This is a genomic window from Paenibacillus sp. FSL H8-0280 (assembly GCF_045040665.1).
Lineage (GTDB): Bacteria > Bacillota > Bacilli > Paenibacillales > Paenibacillaceae > Paenibacillus > Paenibacillus xylanexedens_A.
Genome location: NZ_CP150296.1, coordinates 4876328 through 4895508, shown reverse-complemented (window position 1 = coordinate 4895508; position 19181 = coordinate 4876328). Strand labels below are relative to the sequence as shown.

The following is a 19181-nucleotide window of genomic DNA, read 5'->3' as shown; positions in this document are numbered from 1 at the left end:
AGCGAATAACCTGAAGGAGGAATAATAGATGAGTGAGAATAACCAGCCGAAACACGGCTATCAGCCACAAGTCATGGAAAAAAGTTGGCAGCAATACTGGGATGCAAATAAAACGTTTAAAACGGGTGAGGACCCTGCTAAACCAAAATTTTATGCACTGGATATGTTCCCTTATCCATCCGGTTCAGGTCTGCACGTAGGCCATCCAGAAGGATATACGGCAACGGATATCGTTTCCCGTTACAAACGTATGCGCGGTTACAATGTATTGCACCCAATGGGTTGGGACGCTTTCGGTCTGCCTGCTGAGCAGCATGCACTGGATACAGGTGAACATCCACGAGATATTACATTCCGTAATATTGACAATTTCCGTCGCCAGATCAAATCGCTCGGTTTCTCTTATGACTGGGATCGTGAGATCAGCACAACGGACCCTGAATACTATAAATGGACACAATGGATCTTTATCCAGCTGTACAATAAGGGCCTGGCTTATGTGGATGAAGTTGCAGTTAACTGGTGTGAAGCCCTTGGAACGGTACTTGCTAATGAAGAGGTTATTGATGGCAAGAGTGAACGTGGAGGACATCCAGTTGTACGCAAACCGATGCGTCAATGGGTTCTGAGAATTACCGAGTATGCAGAGCGTCTGTTGGAAGACCTGGAAGAGCTGGATTGGTCTGAAAGCATCAAGGATATGCAGCGCAACTGGATCGGTAAATCGACAGGTGCGGAAGTTGTATTTGCCATTGAGGGTCGCGAGGAAGTCATCAAGGTGTTCACTACCCGTGCGGACACATTGTTCGGTGCGAGCTTTGCAGTACTTGCTCCGGAACATGAATTGGTAGAAGCAATTACAACCGATGACCAACGTGAAGCTATTCAGGCTTATCAGGAGCAGGCTTCTCGTAAGAGTGATCTGGAACGTACAGATTTGGCCAAAGACAAAACAGGTGTATTCACTGGCGCTTATGCAATCAATCCCGTTAATGGTGCAAAACTGCCGATCTGGATTGCTGATTACGTTCTTGCAGGTTACGGTACAGGTGCGGTTATGGCTGTTCCGGGTCATGATGCACGTGACTGGGAATTTGCGAAGCAGTTCGGTCTGGATATCATCGAAGTTATTCAAGGTGGAGACGTTACACAAGAGGCGTATTCGGGTGATGGCGCGCATGTGAATTCGGATTTCTTGAACGGACTGAATAATGAAGAAGCGGTTGCCAAGATGATTGCTTGGTTGGAAGAGAACGGTAAAGGACAAGGTAAAGTAACCTATCGTCTGCGCGATTGGCTGTTCAGCCGTCAGCGTTACTGGGGTGAGCCAATCCCGATTCTGCATCTGGAAGACGGAACGATGAAGACAGTACCGGAGGATCAACTTCCACTGCTGCTGCCTGATATCGACCAGATCAAACCTTCGGGTACAGGAGAATCACCACTGGCGAATGTTACGGAGTGGGTGAATACGGTAGATCCGGAAACGGGAATGAAGGCACGTCGTGAGACCAACACCATGCCACAATGGGCGGGTAGCTGCTGGTATTACCTGCGCTTTATCGATCCGCACAATGACAAGGAACTGATCTCCAAGGAGAAACAGCAGCAGTGGTTGCCGGTTGATCTGTACATTGGCGGAGCAGAGCACGCGGTACTTCACTTGCTGTACGCTCGTTTCTGGCACAAAGTGCTGTATGATCTGGGTGTTGTGGAGACCAAAGAACCTTTCCACAAACTGGTGAACCAAGGTATGATCCTGGGTACCAATAATGAGAAAATGAGTAAATCCCGTGGTAATGTCATTAACCCGGATGAAATCGTCAATGAATTCGGTGCAGATACATTGCGTCTGTACGAGATGTTCATGGGACCATTGGAAGCGACAAAACCGTGGAATGCAAACGGGGTTGAAGGCATGCACCGCTTCCTGTCACGTGTATGGCGTCTCTTCATTAACGAAGATACAGGAGCCATCAATGACAAGATTACGGTGGACGGTGGAACGGATGAGTTCAAACGGACTGCTCACAAAACGATCAAAAAAGTTACGGAAGATCTGGAACATCTGCGCTTCAACACATCCATCAGCCAGCTGATGATTTTCATCAACGATGCATACAAAGCGGACACACTGCCTCGTGAAGCGATGGAGAAATTTGTGCAGCTGTTGTCACCACTGGCACCACATATGGCAGAGGAACTGTGGAGCCGTTTGGGTCATGAAGGTGGAATCTCTTACGTGGCTTGGCCTGAATATGATGAGTCCATGACAGTGGATGCGGAAGTAGAAATCGTTGTTCAGGTAAACGGTAAAATTGTAACTCGTGCTACGATCGCGAAGGATCTGGATGCACAGGGTATGCAGGACTTTACGATGGAGCTGGCACCTGTTAAGCAGGCGCTGGAAGGCAAGACCATTCGCAAGGTCATTGCCGTTCCAGGCAAACTCGTTAATATTGTTGCCGGTTAATCTCACCGGCTCGGAATAGTTCATCCAGCTTTAACAAATCTTCATCATATTTGTCATGTGTCGTGTGGATCAGGCTGTCGAAAACGCCGTCAAGACTAACCTTCAGCAGTGCAAGTGCCTGAGCGGTAATACCGCCAGGTACAGCGACACGAGCCTGAAGCTCTTGCGGGGTGTATCCTCCTTCGGTGAGCAGCTTGCCTGTTCCCAGGAGCATTTCGCCAGCCAGAGCGCAGGCATCTGCCCTTTTGATGCCTGTCAGCTTCACTGCACTTTCGATCCACTGTTCCAAAAAGAACGATATGAATGCAGGTCCGCAGCTGGAGAAGTCGGATGTGATTCGTGTACAGGCTTCATCCACTTGGTACGGCCTGCCGATATGACTGAGCAGACTTTCCAACACAGCGCGGTCTTCACTGGTCATTCGTTCGCCATGTATGCAGAGGGATGCTCCACTGCCGACTTGGTGTGTGACGCTGGGAATTACCTTGGAGACTTTGCAAGGAAGTGAAGATTCCAGATGTCGCAGCTGCACGGGACTGGTGATCGAGACAATTATATGATTGGGATTCACGACAGGCAGGATGTCGTCAATAACATGTTTGAATTCAAGCGGCTTCACGCACAGGAAGATGATATTACTTCGGATCACCGTTTCCCGATTGCTCTGGGATTCATGCAGACCGGGGTAACGGAGGGATAACTGACGTACTTTGGACGGGGTTCGATTGCTGGCCGCGATCTGCCGGGGCTCAAGTGCACCCGATTGGATCAGGGCATAGATTAGCAGGCTGCCCATGCTGCCGGTTCCGATAAATCCAACCTTCATTGTTTCAGGCCTCCTTTCATGCTTTACGGTACTGGCGCAGTTCATTCCCTCTATTCTATGCGTGAGGACCTGTTTCACATGACATGAAAAATGCACAACTTGTTTCATCAGGAAAGTTCAACGGTTCGGAAGCACCGCCCGTGTTCGAAATGAATGATTTTGAATTCAGGGAGAGGTGTGGAAGAATGAGATGGAACAAAGGGATGACCATTGCTGCTGCGGTGGTTGGAAGTATACTTATATTATGGTCGGGCAAAAGTGAACAACCACCTAGTGGCTGGGAACCCTTGCAGCTCGGCACCGAGAAGCCGACGATAGAGCAGGAACTCCCTGCTGTACAGTCGGCTACTTCGGTTCAGGGCAATACAGGAGCATCTTCGGGAGCGGATGCAAGTGGGATGCAGACTGGGAATGAGGCAAAGGCAGAAGAGTCTAAAGAGCTTGCGAGCGTTGGGGTTGAAGGTGATTCAGTTGTTCAAACTACAAGTCAGACGAATGATAATCCACCGGCCACCTCAAATTCGACTGAACCAGTTGTGCAGGGTACGAATTCGAATCCTTCGGTTACTTCCGAGACGGGCTCGAACAGTAATCCACCTGTAGTTCGTGAGGAAGCCAGCGACAATGGCAAGATTGATGTGAATACTGCGCCTGTCTCCAAGCTTACGGAGCTTCCCGGAATCGGAGAGAAGAAAGCTCAGGCTATTGTGGATTATCGGAATGTACATGGTCCTTTTGCAAAAGTCAGTGATCTGACAAAGGTCAAAGGGATCGGCATGAAGATGCTGGAGAAGATGGCACCTTATGTGCAGATCCGGTAATATTAGAATAAAAAATGTGTTGAGCGGGAGGAAAGCAGCATGAGTACAGTAGAGGTACGCAAGGACTGGGATACGTATTTTATGGACATCGCGTATATGGTTTCTACCCGTTCCCGCTGTTCGCGTCGTCATGTGGGTGCCGTTCTTGTTCAGGGAAAGAAACTGCTGGGAACAGCCTATAATGGTGCACCCACCGGCGTCCCGGATTGTTCTGAGGCAGGTTGCATGATATCGGAAGAGTATGAGTTGGTCGTGACCGATGGGCAAGAAGAAATGGTGAAAAAGCAAAGATGCATTCGCACAATTCATGCGGAGCAAAATTTACTTTTATTCACAGATCGAATCGACCGCGAAGGCTCGTCCGTGTATGTGACCGACGAACCGTGCTGGACATGTGCCAATATGTTGGCGAATAGCGGGATTACAGAAATCGTGTTTCATCGTTCTTATCCTAAAGATACCGGCAAGGTTACCAATATGATGGAACAGAAGGGCATAACGTTCCGCAGGCTGGAGAATTACCAGCCCCCGCGGGAAACGATGATGACCGTGAGCAATTAATGTAAATATGATCGAATACGTGAGGGAGAACCTCCGGCAGCCTGAATTGGCTTTCCGGGGGTTTTTCTGCGTTCAACGGGTGAAATGAAGGAGGGGTAGAAATGAAAGGCAGACCATTATTAAGTTTTACGATTTGTTGGTTGTGCGGGAGCGGGATAGCATGCGCGTTAACAGGCTGGACGTTAATCTGGGGGTTAATTGGAGCTCTGGCATGTCTTCCACTTTTGCTTCGTTTTATGGATGTGCGTGGATGGTCTGTTTTATTTTTACTCGCTGCCTTTATTGGAGGTGCCGCACATTGGGAGTGGAATGACGCACGCAATCATAGCAGTCTGCCGGAGACCATGCATATCGCTGCTCATGAGTTGGACGGATGGTCAGCTGAAATTCAGGGTGAGCTGGTGTCAGATGTACGTATTGATGGAGATCGGGCTGACTTTAAGATACAGATGTCTTCAATATTGCCAACCTTGGATTCGTTAGCAGATACAGATCTGGCAACAGCATCATCTGCATTCAACATAGATGAACAATTGATGGTACAAGTCAGACTGTTGGAGGAAGAAGAACAACAGATAGCAGCGGGCTGGAAGAGGGGCGATTTGATTACGCTTAATGGTTCTTTTGTCCTTCCTGGTGAAGCCAGGAACTTTGGTGGGTTTGATTATCGCAGTTACTTGCGCACCCTGCATATCCACTGGTTGTTCAAAGTGAAGGGAGCCAGTTCGGTCACAGCAGTTGCTCCTGAGGGACTTGGACAATATAACGTACTACGGTGGACGGATTGGACTAGGGATAAGTTGGGCTCGGCGGTTGATCAGTTATTTCCAGAGCCTCATGCAGGATATATGAAGGGGCTTATTATCGGGATGGCTACTGATATCGATCCTGGCACCTATGGCCAGTTTTCACAACTGGGTCTAACGCATATCCTGGCAATCTCCGGGACCCATGTCGCTGTATATGTAGCTTCTCTTCTCCTTATTCTATCCTGGTTAAGGCTTACCAGAGAGACGGCACTCACGATTGTTCTGATCCTGGTGCCAGCTTATGTACTTTTATCCGGTGGATCACCTTCAGTGATTCGGGCAGGAATTATGTCCATGATTGGGTTGTACATGGCACGCCGTGGCCTCGCGAGAGACGGTCTTCAGATGATTAGTGCAGCAGCGTTGCTGATGATGTGGTGGGACCCGTACTTTTTGCTGAGCGTGAGCTTCCAGTTATCCTTTCTCGTGACCGCAGGTTTGATGATCTACATGCCATTGATTAACCGGCTGTTCAGCGGCTGGCCGAAATCTCTGGCAGCAACGGCATCCGTTACCGTGACCGCTCAGCTGATTTCGTTCCCAGTAACCATTTTGTATTTCAACCAGTTCTCACTACTCTCATTTGTAGCTAACTTTCTGCTGGTTTCTTTGATCAGTGCCATTGTATTACCTCTGGGGACGGTCGCCATGTTATTGTCATTCATATGGGTTCCCTTGGCGCAACCTCTCGCATGGATTGCGATGCAACTGAATCAACTGACATTTGTAAGCGTGGAGTGGATGAACAGTTTGCCAGGTTTTGTATTGATCTGGGCAACACCGCCCTTGTTATGGATCGCCGCATATTATGCTGTGTTGTATGCCTTACTCTACCTGTTGCATCGTGGCAATGGTGAGCAGCGAGAAACAACGTTTATTGAGGAGGATACGGCACCTCTTGTGAGGCGACAGCCTTCAGTTTCAATGGGGAATATGGGCATTCGTTCTTCGATGTCTACCGTGGCACAGTATCAAGGTAAGAACCATGTAGGTGGAAAAGAAACTTCATTAACGACATTAGGAGCCAGTATTGCCTGGCCGGAGTATACAAGTGCATTTACCGCACGAGGTGCAGGATATTATGCACATGAACGAATGAGCAAAGCTCAGCAATGGTTGTGCGGGTTGCTCGCGCTCAGCTTTGTTGCTGGATTATGGTGGGCATATCAGACTCCCAAGCCTGCTGGAACCGGCATCGTGCAGTTTTTGGATATTGGCCAAGGGGACAGCACATTGATTACAACCCCGGAAGGCAAACACATTCTGGTGGATGGCGGGGGAACAGTTAGTTTTGGGAACAACGAACAATCTTGGAAAACAAGACGTGATCCGTATGAGGTGGGAGCCAAGGTCGTTGTTCCTCTATTGAAAAAAAGAGGTATCCATCAACTGGATGCTGTAATTGTAACGCATGCTGACCAGGATCATGCCGGAGGACTACAGGCTGTGCTGGAACAGATTCCGGTTAAACGTTTCATGTTTAATGGAACGACCAGCGGTAAGGATAACTTTGATAAGTTACTGGACACGGCCATGGAACGGAAAATTCCTCTGTACGCCATTCAGCAGGGCATGTCCTATAAGGCTGATAAGGAGACAATTTTACATTTTATAGCTCCGGATCTGGCACATATGGATGTAAATGAATCAGGCAATTTGCCTGTATCTGAACATCAGAATCATGATTCGGTTGTCTTTTTGCTGGAAATGGCTGGAACTTCCATGTTGTTCACCGGGGATATGGATGCTGCGGCCGAGCAGGACCTGCTCTATATGATTCAAGATGGCTCATTGGCTGCTCAGTTTGAACAGAAAGGTTCAGATATTGGAGTTACAGAGGGAGTTGTACAAAGGGTACTTACACGACCGTTGCAGGTTAGTTCAAATGATGTTTCAGCATCTGTATCCATTGACGTGTTGAAGGTCGCTCATCATGGTAGTAAAACGTCGTCCACCGAAGCCTGGCTCCAATACTGGAACGCCAAAACCGCTGTGATATCTGCAGGAGTTAACAATACATATGGGCATCCCAATCCGGGAGTGATGGAACGTCTGGAGGCTACCGGGTCAGAGATTTATCGGACAGATCAGATGGGTGAGGTACAGATGAGGGTCAAAGATGGGGAGATTGATGTTCGATACAAGCTGGTCGGGGTTGAGTGAAGGCACACAATCTATTTATCTGTGTGAAGATGAGTGAAGAAAACTCCGATTTAATACCAACTGGAAGGTTAAAAAGACAAGAGAACATACAACAATGTGGATAGTTTGAGCAGAAAAAGTAGTAAAGTTAAGTATAAATATCGAGTAGATGATCCCACCTATGAAGCCTAATAGACCATATGCGGCAATAGCAACGAGCAATCTCATATACGTATTATCTTTTTTTCTGTATAAAAGTAATCCATCCACTAATATAGAGAGTGGCGTAATTAAGAAAAGTAAAATAGCGAGGTTAATCAATAATCCAACCGCAAATTTATACCAGAATGAATAATAGTAAGTATTCTCTAATCTTTCATCTATAGGGACATAGTGATATATCCCCATTGCAAGTGAAATGAGAACTGCAGTTAATACAGCTGCAAGTATTTTTCCGCGCGGCCTATTGATTCTATGGGTTTTTGTCATTTAAATATTAACCTCCATCTTAAATAACTATATTCAACAAGAGGATAGGCTAAGGGAGTTACTATATTTTAACATACAGAGGTTGAGGAAAAGTGGGAATTAGAGAAAGAAAGTACTTAGTTGACCTATAAAAGAAAGAAGTCGTTTCGCTGCGAACGACTTTTTTATTTCATGGTGGTGACATATATTTTTTTGGTAGTGGCATGGTAGGAAATGAGGGATGGGATGCCCATTTATTATTGCATTTGGACGGTTCAAGTTACTGTGTATCATTTGATAACTAACAAAATTCAAGAACTTATTGAAGCTGTCATAATTGAACACGTCGCAACTTTTGAAATGGATATTCCTTCTATTGAAATTCGCGGCCAGCGCGAAGCAAATTAATTCAATGCGCGTGGTTCCACCGGCACAGATCAGAAGGAGACGGATTAAAAATATGAAATATCGTTAATATAGAAAGGCTACAACGACAAAGGCGCAACAGACTACCAAATGACTTTCGGTTCCGAGTGATACATTGTTTTTTCGGAAAGAAACCTTCAAAAGTTTCAAATGAATTCGGTCATCGGTAGTAGACTGGTATTCGGCAAGTGAAGGAAGGGAAGATTATTTTTAAAAGGACGAGGTGCATTTAATAGAGGCGTCGAGGTTTACGCTGAGCTGTTTGTGAGGGCCTTGAACGATTTGCAGAAGTAAAAAAAAATTTATGGATGCGAAAACTTTTTGGGAACCCGTATACGTCTTACTTCTTGTTACGACAAAAGATTTATATAGAAAAGGGATAATCGACCATGTTTAATAGGAAAACTGAAAAAATTCTTACACACTGTATTACCGAGCATAAGGAGAACGTATACCGACTTGCTTATAGCTATGTCAAAAATAAGGATGATGCCCTGGATATCGTACAAGACTCCATATACAAAGCGATGACGCATCTCGAACGTTTGAAGAACCCAGATGCGGTAAAAAGCTGGTTTTACCGGATTGTGGTGAATACCGCCCTGGATTTTCTGCGTAGTAACAAAAAGGTTCAGGCGATGGATCATGAAATGATCGAAACCTACAGCCCCGGGACAGAAGATACGTATACGGACATTGATTTGAAGCAAACGCTCGAATCCTTGCCGGATAAATACAAGAGCGTCATTATACTGAGATATTTTGAAGATATGAAGATCGAAGAAGTTGCTGCTGTACTGGATGAAAATGTGAATACGATTAAAACAAGGCTGTATCAGGCGCATCAGCTATTGCGAATCAAAATGAATGATGAAACAACCAAAGGAGTCGAGTAAGATGAACAATAACATGGAACAGCTGCGAAAAGAATATCAAGAAATACCCATTCCAGATGAATTGGATAGCATTGTAAACCAATCGATTCATAAATTCTCTAAGGAGGGAAGGAGGGGCCGCGGCTCAAAGTACAGATGGTTAGCCGTTTCCAGTGCGGCTGCGTTCATGTTCCTTGTTGCGATCAATGTCAGTCCTCCTGTAGCGAAAGCCTTGTCATCCATACCGGGTGTGGACCGGGTTATTCAGGTACTCACGTTCAAGGAATACGTGGTTGACGAGTCTAATTACAATGCGAATATTAAAGTGCCTTCCATTACCGATATGGAGAATGAGCAGTTGCAAAGCGGGTTGAACGAGAAATATATGAAGGAGAACAAAGCGCTTTACGAAAAGTTCCAGGCGGAAATCAGCGAATTGAAGAAGCAAGGCGGAGGCCATCTGGGACTTGATGTCGGATATGAAGTAAAGACGGACAACGACGAGATTTTATCTATACAAAGATACGTGGTCAAGACCGCCGCTTCATCCTCGGAGGAGTTTCAGTTTGATACGATCGATAAGAGAAACCAAATCCTCATAACTCTGCCGATGCTGTTCAAGGACGATCGTTATGTGCGGCTCATCAGCGACAACGTTAAAGAGCAGATGCAGGTGCAAATGAGAGCGGACCCTAATAAGATTTACTGGACTCGGGGAGCTACCGACGTGCCGATCACCAGTGAGTTCCAGAGCATCGCGAAGGATCAAGGCTTCTATATCAACAACGACGGCAAGCTGGTGATTGCTTTCAACGAATATGACGTCGCGCCAGGCTATATGGGTTCTGTGGAATTCGTCATTCCCACGGATGTGTTGAAAGACGTTCTGATTAACAACAAATACATTAAATAATGGAAGAGACCGGTGATCGGGTACCCCGCGCCGGTTTTTTTTGTTAGTACTTTGGTCGAAGAGACATTGTTCTATTGTTGATTTTCCAAAACTTTCTGTACCATCTCATGCGTCTAGCCAATGAGTGTGCGTGATTAGACACTCATACAAAGAGACGGAGGATGAAAGCTATGAAAAAGAAAACGATAAAATACATGAAGATGGGGGCCATGGGCTGTGTAGCCATGCTCGGCGTCGGCGCAGCGAGCTTATCTGCAAATGCGCTGGCCTCGGCACCTGTTTCAGCAAACGTAACTGTCAGCTCTAAGGTACATGCAACCGTCCCTTCGGCTACAGGAGTAAAAATCGTGGAGAAGGTACTGAGCACAACAAGCAAGAACCTTATTGTGAACATCAAGGTACCGCAGCTGGATGGCATGCTGGACACCAGATACCAGAATGAACTGAACGGCATCCTTTTATCCAGTGCGCAAAAGGATCTTGCTCAGTGGGAGAAGGATGCCGCAGAAACGGCCAAAAAGGCAAAAGTAAATCACCAGAAGTTCCACCCCTATGAATTTTACGTCAGCTATAAGCTAAAGTCGGACGGAACTGGAAAGCCGGCAGAAGTAGTTTCGCTTGAAGTAACCACGGAAGGTTACAGGGGTGGAACGAGCATGCCCCGGATCGATACCTACAACTTGAAAAATGCCTCTGCGGCTCAGCGCGTGACACTGGAGGATATCCTCGGTTCTAACTATAAAGAAAAGCTTGATGCAGATATTCTTGCGCAAATAAGAAAGGATCCCGATCAGTACTTCCTGGAAGAATTCAAAGGGACGTTCACGGAACAGTCGTTTTATATTGAAAAAGGCGAACTGGTTATCGTCTTCCCGAAATACAGTATCGCGCCGGGATATGTGGGTTCACCGGAGTTCCGTTTCAATTTGAAGAATGCCAGCCTCTGAGGCAAAGCCGAATGATATGAAGCCAGAAGTCGCAGTAAAGTTGGATCTGAAAAAGGTGGCAGCTTGCTTCTTCTCGAGAATGGCTCCCAAAGCGCTCGGCGTAGCCACTTCGATTCATAAAAATCAGTTTTACGTGCAATCCAATTTGTGTCCGACATTCTAAATGTACAAGTACAACATTAATTCAAGTCTTATGCTGGAAACATGACGATTATTCTGAATGTGGCATCCCGAAGACTCTCTTCTTACGGGATGCTTTTTTTAGTTCTAAAGGTAGAAGTTCCATGAAAATGTTTTGTTCTCTTCATTGATTACATTAATTGGAGAAAACTTTTTTCATAAGCTCGGCGTCCTGCCTATGAGCGACAAATCAAAAAGGATAGGGACGAAAGCGAAATGCACGACAACACGAATCATTTCGGAAGTTTAATCCGGAACTTTGCACCGGTACGAGGCGATGGTAAACGTTATATACCAGGACTTGATGGCTTAAGGGCATTATCCGTCATGGCTGTCATCGCCTACCATCTTAATATCAAATGGGCTCAGGGGGATTTGCGTGGCTCCTCATTATCGATCTGTCGAGAGTGAAGGTACTCAGTGGTGCTTTTCTGTCATCGATGTTTTATGTGAATAACGGAAGAAATGATAGACAATGACTTGCAGTTTTATGATTAGAATAAAGATAAGGATGATTTGAAATGAACAAAAGGAAGAAAACACGGTGGCCCGTTTGGTTGGTTGGATTTATTGTATTAGCAGGCGGGATTCTAGGAATCAATTTAATGGTGCAAAATGTTCTAGCTGGAAACCACAGCGTTACAGAGAACGTTGAAGTGTCGCCCAGTGCATACCCAGGCTTAAATATCGAAACAAGGACGAAGAATACGAAGCATTATATATTGTCGATTAGCAACGTTCTCACAAACAGCAAGGAGCTTAATACTCCTATTCAGACGTGGGTCAATGATCAGGAAAAGAAATTCTTAACCCAGGTTAAAACCGGTGCTAAAACGCTTCAAGGCGATTATCGTGCTGAATTGAATATTACAGTAGATACGAATAAAATTAGTGACCATTTATATAGTTTAGTGTTCACTTCCTATCAAATCACCGCAGGCAGTGCTAATGGACAATCGATAATAAAATCTTTTAATATCGACACAGCTGAAAATAAAATTTTGAATTTATCCGATATCATGACTTATGACAAAGCAGCTGTTGACCATATTATGTCCATCGTGAAGGAAGAATTGAAGAAACAGAAAAACGTCCACTCTTATGTATTCGAAGCAGAACTTCAAAAATCTATGAAAAATACATCTGAATGGAAATGGTCCATAGGTAACGGAGTCTTTACTCTATACTTTAATAAATACGAGATTGCTGCTGGTGTAGCCGGAACGGTCCAAGTGAACATTCCACTGAAATCCTTGCATTCCTACTTGAAAAAGGACCTCACCAAAAAGTGGAATATCACTTATGAAAATAACGATGAGCCAAAAGGGAAGAGGCCAACTCAGCCTCCGCTTGATCCTAAAGGGAAATATGTGGCTCTTACCTTTGATGACGGGCCTCACCCAAGGGTGACACCTAGAGTTCTAAAGACTTTGAAGGAGTACAACGCGAAGGCTACTTTCTTCATGCTGGGCGTACAAGTAGAGTATTATCCTGATATGGCTAAAAAGGTTGCTGAGGCCGGCCACGAGATCGGCAATCACTCCAAGAGTCATCCGAATCTTGCTAATATGAGCCTGAGTGAGGTGCGCAAACAAATCATAGAATCATACCACCAAATCAAAGATGCGACTGGAGAAAAACCAACCCTATTCCGTCCGCCTTATGGTGCTATGAATGAATCAGTCAAAAAAGTCACCAAAGAACAGAAAACACCCATTATTTTATGGTCTGTGGATTCGCTGGATTGGAAAAGCCGGAACGCCCAAGCTGTAAATAAAGAGGTTGCTAAAAACATCAGATCAGGTTCTATTGTACTTATGCATGATATTCACGCTTCTACAGCTGATGCACTGCCCCAAATGCTTAAATCACTAAAAAAGCAAGGCTACCAATTCGTAACGGTTTCTCAGTTGTTGTCCTTGAATGAATCCACAGGAAATGGCCCTTATTATAATCAATAAGTTCATCACACCAAAAGAGGTACAAACCTTTGTTTTTCTAAGGTTTGTACTCTTCTATAAGAATGGATTTGTACTATCCTATATAAACCGACCTTCATTTATTTGGATTTAAAAATCATTCCTTGCTGTTTCATTTGATTACAAGTCACAGCACAAAAAAAGCCCGCTTTCCGTTACACCCCAGGAGGGAGAATATCGGAAAACGGGCCATTTTTTCAAAATGTAGAAGAAATATAAGAGCTACTCTACGCCATCCTTAAAGTGTTTGCTCCAGTGTTTGTCGCCCTTGTGCAACAGATCTTCTACCGTTTTCTCAAGAGTCATCAATAGCTGTGCTCTGACATCCAGCACGGTTTCTCTGTACAAGCGTTCTTCCGATCCAACGATTTTATCGCCGTATAATGCCTGTGCAGCTACGTACTTCCGATGTTCCTCGACCAGAGTATCAATGGACTCCAATGCATGTTCAACAAAGTGGGAAATACTTTGATATTCTTTGGGCATTTGTTCTTTTAAAGCTTGAATTTTCGCAAGAGCTGGCATGCTCATCACCTCGTGTTTATGAATGTAAATTTACAATACACTATTTTCATGAAAATTGCATTAAAATCAGCTTAAATTTGGACAAATTTCGACTTTTTTTATTTTAGGAACCAAAAAAGTGCTTATCTATAATGTATGCCATTGCATTTGAATTGAGTCGTGTAAGTAATGGAATCCCTTTTGGATACGTTTGGTGACTCGTTATGCAATTTCTGTTATTCTAAGAGAAGATTTCAGCGGCCCTAATACATACGCCGTTATTTTGTTATGGCAAATTAAAAAAATACTTAACTTTGCAACAATTTTATTGATGATCACGTCTGTAAGGTTGCAGGGAGAGGGGGATCCTTTGTGGTAGAGCCGGAACTCATCAGAGCCGCTCAATCGGGCGATCGCGACGCTCTAATTACCCTATTGCGGGAGATTGAACAACATGTCTATCGGACCGCATATTACATTCTAAATAATGAACAGGACGCTTTGGATGCTGCGCAGGAAGCGTTGATCCGAATTTACACCAAAATCAATTCATACGAAGAAAAGGCCCAATTCAAAACATGGGTACAACGCATCGTCACGAACATCTGTATTGATAAATTCAGAAGAACCAAGCCGTCCGTCTCCATTGACGAACATGACATGGTTTTTCAGGATAATCAGGATGTGGAGTACGAGGTCATGTCTACATATGTGGCCCAGGACATTCAGGATGCGATCAACAAGCTTCCCGAGCATCATCGTACCGTTATTGTTCTAAGATATTTGCAGGACTTATCCTACAATGAAATTGCGGATTGTCTCGATCTTCCGTTGAATACGGTGAAATCTTATTTATTTAGAGCCAGGCAGCAATTACAGAATCTACTACAGGAATATCAGAAAGGTGGTGTGACAGGATGAAATGCGAAGAGGTGGTGGAATGGATGCACCGCTATCTGGATCATGATCTGGGCGAGGCGGAAACCGCGCAGATGCTACAGCATGTGGCGAAGTGTCCGGAGTGCGCCGAGAATTTTAGTTTACTCAGAGCTCTTTCCAGAGAACTGGAAGAATTACCGCAAGTAAGCCCGAAATTTAGTCTGGTTGATGCGATTATGCCACAGCTTGATGCCATTGACGAAGCGCGGAGGGAACAAAGTAGCACCATACAGGAAATGAATCCTGTCCCCGCTGCATTTGAGAATTTACAACGTTCAAGTGAGCGGAAAACGAAGCAAAAATGGCTTAACTCGATGGCAGGACGTATGTCCATGGGTGCAGCGGCTGCGGCAGTTATATTGGGATTTGCCATCTGGGGAAATCCGCCTGAACAGATTGAGAATGCCGATTCCATGCTGATGAGCTCTGGAGCTTCTCAAGAGAGCGGCAATGTGGACGAGAATCCATTAAGCAAGAATATTGAAAATTATGATCCTGCCACTTCGTCCCAACCAAGTAGCAACGATGTGTTTGTGGATCAATCGAATGTTTCACCAACTAAACCAGATAACCAAGACGTAGAAACAATGCCTGAAGAGAACGGGGGAGATGAGGTACAGGAGCCTGAAGTTCAGTCAGATCCGACACCTCAACAACCGGCTACTGAATCAACGCCTGCTCCGAATAAAGGACCGCAGGATAATTCGTCCAGAACTCCTTCGACCGATAATCAGAAGAATCCGGCTCAAAACCAAGATTCTGAGCAGAGAATTCAGGGATCAGGAGATTCTCCTAAATCTTCTGCAGATGGGGAAGAGAGTGGAGTAACAGAAACAGAAAATGGAGATGCGCAATCCTTCACTTCTCAGGATACAACACCTAATATGACTGAAGATGCTCCGGTTGAAGGTAACACTGTACCTGATTCCAGTGCAGGTGCAGACGCTTCTGGAGGAAACAAAGGATTCGCAGCAGGACCGGATCAGGGAATGGCTACAACAGCAGCACCAAAAGAATGGAAGTCACCTGACGGCTCCTATGTAGTTATGCTTATTGGTGATCAAATCAGCATATACTCCAAACCTGTGAGCGAACCGGATGTTCTAAATTTGGTTGAACAACGCAGTATAGAGGGGACACTGAAGTCAGCGAGTTGGTCAAAGGATGGTACCCTATTTAATTACGAAACGGACAAGGACGGAACAACGGCGAAGAACTCGTTTAATGTACCTGCTGTTTCAGGTGGAGCTCCTGCGAAATAATTAAAAATGGGGAGTGCGCTCCTCTAAAACGAAAGAACATTTTCAGTATGACAAGCATATAGTAGAAGTAACAAAACGTCCTATCTCAGTTCAAGCAACTGACGTCGTATGACCGCGCACCGGCTTTTTCTAGAACTGCTGGTGTCAGCGTTTATATAGATGTAGGACAGGGGACCTTCATCCATAACTGGATGTAAGGTCCCTTTGTTGTCTTGCGTTTTTTCTGGTAGGATAAGAGGGATAAGGAGGCGCCGTGAATGGATGTAAAAAGTGCAACAAAGGCAATACGTAATGGAGAAACGGCACCGATCTATGTGCTGTACGGAACGGAGAAGTACCAGATACAGCAATTTACGGATATGTTAAAAGAACAGGTTATTGAAGAAGAACATCGTGATTTTGCGATTATTCCATATGATTTGTCTGAAACGGCTGTGGAGGTTGTTATTGAAGAAGCAGAGACTGTACCTTTTCTGGTTCCACGCAAATTAATTATCGTAAGGGATGCGAGCCTGTTCACCGCAGGTAAAGAATCCAAGATTGAACATCAGGTTGATCGTCTGCTTACATATATGGAAAATCCGGCAGATTACAGTACGATTGTTTTCCTGGCCCAAGGGGATAAGCTGGATGAGCGTAAGAAACTGGTGAAAGCTGTCAAGAAACAGGCAGTAGTTCTTGCTTTTGCTCCACTCAGTGGAGAAGAGTTATTGAATTGGATAGTGAAACTTGCGAAGCAGCGGGATGTTTCCTTGGAGACGGGAGCGGCGGAAACGTTGATCAGCTATGCAGGAACAGGTCTTCAGACCCTGTCTGCTGAAGTAGATAAGTTATGTTTGTTTGCGGGTAATGGGGGGACAATCAAACGTGCTGATATCGAGTCACTGGTTGCCCGTAGTACAGAGCAGAATGTATTTTCACTAGTGGAGGAACTCGCTAATTTGCGACTGGAGAAAGCGTTGGCTCTTTTCTATGAGTTGCTGAAGCAGCGGGAAGAACCGATTAAAATTGCGGCTCTAATCGCACGCCAGTTTCGGATCATGATCCAGGTGAAAGAGTTGGGGCAACAAAGTTACTCCCAGCAGCAGATTGCCAGTCAGCTTGGTCTGCATCCGTATGCTGTTAAGATTGCAGGTGAGCAAGCCCGTAAATTTCAGCCGGAACGTCTGAGAATGATTTTGAGTCACCTCAGCGAACTGGATTACCAGATGAAAACAGGAGCGGTGGATAAAGTACTTGGTCTGGAGCTGTTCTTATTGAGACTTGGTGCATGAATGGACAAGTAAACGTAATAGATTACTAGTGTGAATAACAAACAAAGCGACCTTTGCTCCATGATAGTTAATCATCGGAATAAAGGTCGCTTTATGTTTGTCTTATACTTATCGAATCAGATACTAAAAAATCCTGAAAGCCTATGCTGTTCAGGATTTTTCCATTGGATCGTATAAGTAACGCTTCTTACGCTTGTGCGGAAAGAGCGTTCAGTTTTTTCGCCAAGCGAGACTTTTTGCGTGCTGCAGCATTTTTATGAACCAGACCTTTAGTTACAGCCTTGTCCAGCTTTTTGGAAGCAGCTTGAATCGCAGCTTTTGCAGTATCAACTTCGTTACTTACCAGAGCAGCATCAGCAGCTTTAACAGCTGTACGGAGTGCAGACTTCTGAGAAGCGTTGAGTGCGCGGCGCTTGTCGCTCGTTTTTACGCGTTTAACAGCGGATTTGATGTTTGGCATTACATTCACCTCCTGTAAGGCATTTGCATGAATACAAACGTTTCACAACTTAAAATATTCTATCACGCTAGCATGTAAAATGCAACAGATATTCCTACGATGTTCGACATGCTGTATAAAGAAACCCTTTTTCCCACACAATATGCTCAAATGCGGTAAGGGAGGCAGGGACAGAATGACACTGGATTTGCAAAACTATACAGTTCGTACCGATTTGGCGATCGACTCCAAGGAAATGGCGCAAGGTGGACAGAAACAGACGATTCCCGGACTACAGGAAGATGTAGAGAAAAAAGAGGGCATTACGATTACACGTATTGATGTCCTGACTGAAGAAGCAGCCACGGCCATTGGTCGGGTAAAAGGCCACTATGTCACCTTGGAAGTACCTTCACTACGGAATGGTGATACCGAGTTACAGGAGCGAGTTGCTGCCGAGTTCACACGTGAAATGGAAGATTTTATGGTTAAGGCAGGAATCAACAAAACCTCCAAGGTCTTGATTGTTGGCTTGGGCAACTTAAATGTCACCCCGGATTCACTCGGTCCACTTGTTGTGGAAAATCTGATGGTGACGCGTCAGTATTTCGAATTGGTGCCAGATCAGGTTGCGCCAGGGTATCGGGAAGTCAGCGCGATTGCTCCCGGCGTGTTAGGTACAACGGGCATTGAATCCAGTGACATCGTACAGGGGATTGTAGACCGGACCAAGCCGGATGCCATTATTGCGATTGATGCGCTAGCCTCCCGTTCCTTGGAACGTGTAAATACAACGATTCAGGTAGCAGACATTGGTATTCATCCTGGTTCCGGTATTGGAAACAAACGGCGTGGCCTGACCCGTGAGATATTAGGTGTGCCTTGCATCGCCATCGGAGTACCAACCGTATGTTATGCGTCCACCATTGTGAACAATGTGATTGAGATGATGCGCTCACACTTCCGCCAGGAAACGGATCAGACCAAACAGATCATGGGTATGCTGGACGACATTGGTGAGCAAGATCGCTTGAGTCTGGTGAAAGAGGTACTGGAGCCACTAGGTCATGACCTCATTGTTACCCCAAAGGAAATCGATGAGTTTATTGAGGGAATTGCCAATGTTATTGCTACAGGACTTAACGCGGCACTCCATGATGCCGTGAATCCGGATAACGTAGCCGCCTATACACATTAAAACTTAAAACTGCTGAGAAGAAGGTCCGAATCTATCGGACTTTCTTTTTTTTGTTTTTGGAATCTTTCATTTTCCTGTTCTATCAAATTGGGCGGGCTCATAGAGTTGAAGTATAAGAGTTGTCCAGCAGGGAAGGAGACAGCAG

General features: G+C 45.2%; 16 protein-coding genes. 12 read left to right on the top strand and 4 right to left on the bottom strand.

Going from position 1 to position 19181, the window contains the following annotated elements; all coding sequences use genetic code 11:
* Window positions 1-28: 28 nt before the first annotated feature.
* Complete coding sequence (gene leuS, locus MHI12_RS21480) at window positions 29-2473, top strand: leucine--tRNA ligase (RefSeq protein ID WP_074095915.1); 2445 nt, start codon at window positions 29-31, stop codon at window positions 2471-2473.
* On the opposite strand, the gene comER is transcribed toward leuS, so the two are convergent.
* Window positions 2454-3299 (bottom strand): late competence protein ComER, encoded by an 846-nt coding sequence (gene comER / locus MHI12_RS21475; protein ID WP_036615122.1) that lies wholly within the window; start codon window positions 3297-3299, stop codon window positions 2454-2456. The two genes, leuS and comER, sit on opposite strands and share 20 nt — an antisense overlap.
* A gap of 185 nt (window positions 3300-3484) precedes the next feature.
* Here comER and MHI12_RS21470 point away from each other — a divergent pair, with 185 nt between their 5' ends.
* From MHI12_RS21470 to MHI12_RS21460, 3 genes are all read left to right on the top strand, one after another.
* Window positions 3485-4120 (top strand): ComEA family DNA-binding protein, encoded by a 636-nt coding sequence (locus MHI12_RS21470; RefSeq protein ID WP_405170245.1) that lies wholly within the window; start codon window positions 3485-3487, stop codon window positions 4118-4120.
* 39 nt (window positions 4121-4159) lie between these two features.
* Window positions 4160-4681: a cytidine/deoxycytidylate deaminase family protein gene (locus MHI12_RS21465; RefSeq protein WP_091028354.1), complete on the top strand. Its 522-nt coding sequence runs from the start codon at window positions 4160-4162 to the stop codon at window positions 4679-4681.
* Between the two features lie 101 nt (window positions 4682-4782).
* Window positions 4783-7653 carry a ComEC/Rec2 family competence protein gene (locus MHI12_RS21460; RefSeq protein ID WP_405170244.1) on the top strand — a complete coding sequence of 957 codons (2871 nt, stop codon included), beginning with the start codon at window positions 4783-4785 and terminating at the stop codon, window positions 7651-7653.
* A 15-nt stretch (window positions 7654-7668) separates the two neighbouring features.
* Here MHI12_RS21460 and MHI12_RS21455 read toward each other — a convergent pair whose 3' ends face one another.
* Entirely contained in the window at window positions 7669-8121 is a 453-nt protein-coding gene (locus MHI12_RS21455; protein ID WP_341008245.1) for a hypothetical protein, read from the bottom strand.
* A 794-nt stretch (window positions 8122-8915) separates the two neighbouring features.
* Between MHI12_RS21455 and MHI12_RS21450 the strand changes: the two genes are divergently transcribed.
* The 4 genes from MHI12_RS21450 to MHI12_RS21435 all read left to right on the top strand — a co-directional run bounded on the left by MHI12_RS21450 (window position 8916) and on the right by MHI12_RS21435 (window position 13402).
* The gene (locus MHI12_RS21450; protein WP_341008244.1) at window positions 8916-9422 is read left to right on the top strand and encodes a sigma-70 family RNA polymerase sigma factor; all 507 of its coding nucleotides are present in this window, start codon (window positions 8916-8918) and stop codon (window positions 9420-9422) included.
* 1 nt (window position 9423) lies between these two features.
* Window positions 9424-10314 carry a DUF3298 domain-containing protein gene (locus tag MHI12_RS21445; RefSeq protein WP_347397801.1) on the top strand — a complete coding sequence of 297 codons (891 nt, stop codon included), beginning with the start codon at window positions 9424-9426 and terminating at the stop codon, window positions 10312-10314.
* Between the two features lie 170 nt (window positions 10315-10484).
* Window positions 10485-11261, top strand: a complete 777-nt coding sequence (locus MHI12_RS21440; RefSeq protein WP_405170243.1) for a DUF3298 domain-containing protein — start codon at window positions 10485-10487, stop codon at window positions 11259-11261.
* 701 nt (window positions 11262-11962) lie between these two features.
* A complete protein-coding gene (locus tag MHI12_RS21435) occupies window positions 11963-13402 on the top strand; it encodes a polysaccharide deacetylase family protein (RefSeq protein WP_405170242.1) in 1440 nt (479 codons plus the stop codon).
* A 240-nt stretch (window positions 13403-13642) separates the two neighbouring features.
* On the opposite strand, the gene MHI12_RS21430 is transcribed toward MHI12_RS21435, so the two are convergent.
* A complete protein-coding gene (locus tag MHI12_RS21430) occupies window positions 13643-13945 on the bottom strand; it encodes a hypothetical protein (protein ID WP_017687204.1) in 303 nt (100 codons plus the stop codon).
* A gap of 351 nt (window positions 13946-14296) precedes the next feature.
* On the opposite strand from MHI12_RS21430, the gene MHI12_RS21425 reads away from it, so the two are divergent.
* The 3 genes from MHI12_RS21425 to holA all read left to right on the top strand — a co-directional run bounded on the left by MHI12_RS21425 (window position 14297) and on the right by holA (window position 17399).
* The gene (locus MHI12_RS21425; RefSeq protein WP_017687205.1) at window positions 14297-14845 is read left to right on the top strand and encodes an RNA polymerase sigma factor; all 549 of its coding nucleotides are present in this window, start codon (window positions 14297-14299) and stop codon (window positions 14843-14845) included.
* Window positions 14842-16125 (top strand): zf-HC2 domain-containing protein, encoded by a 1284-nt coding sequence (locus MHI12_RS21420; RefSeq protein WP_047843800.1) that lies wholly within the window; start codon window positions 14842-14844, stop codon window positions 16123-16125. The genes MHI12_RS21425 and MHI12_RS21420 overlap by 4 nt, the downstream gene beginning before the upstream one ends.
* 257 nt (window positions 16126-16382) lie before the next feature.
* Window positions 16383-17399, top strand: coding sequence for a DNA polymerase III subunit delta (gene holA, locus MHI12_RS21415; protein ID WP_036668560.1), 1017 nt, complete (start codon window positions 16383-16385; stop codon window positions 17397-17399).
* 187 nt (window positions 17400-17586) lie between these two features.
* Here the strand turns inward: holA and rpsT are convergent, their stop codons facing one another.
* Window positions 17587-17859 carry a 30S ribosomal protein S20 gene (gene rpsT / locus MHI12_RS21410; RefSeq protein ID WP_024628504.1) on the bottom strand — a complete coding sequence of 91 codons (273 nt, stop codon included), beginning with the start codon at window positions 17857-17859 and terminating at the stop codon, window positions 17587-17589.
* A 175-nt stretch (window positions 17860-18034) separates the two neighbouring features.
* Between rpsT and gpr the strand changes: the two genes are divergently transcribed.
* Window positions 18035-19036: a GPR endopeptidase gene (gene gpr, locus MHI12_RS21405; protein ID WP_036615103.1), complete on the top strand. Its 1002-nt coding sequence runs from the start codon at window positions 18035-18037 to the stop codon at window positions 19034-19036.
* Window positions 19037-19181 lie beyond the last annotated feature (145 nt).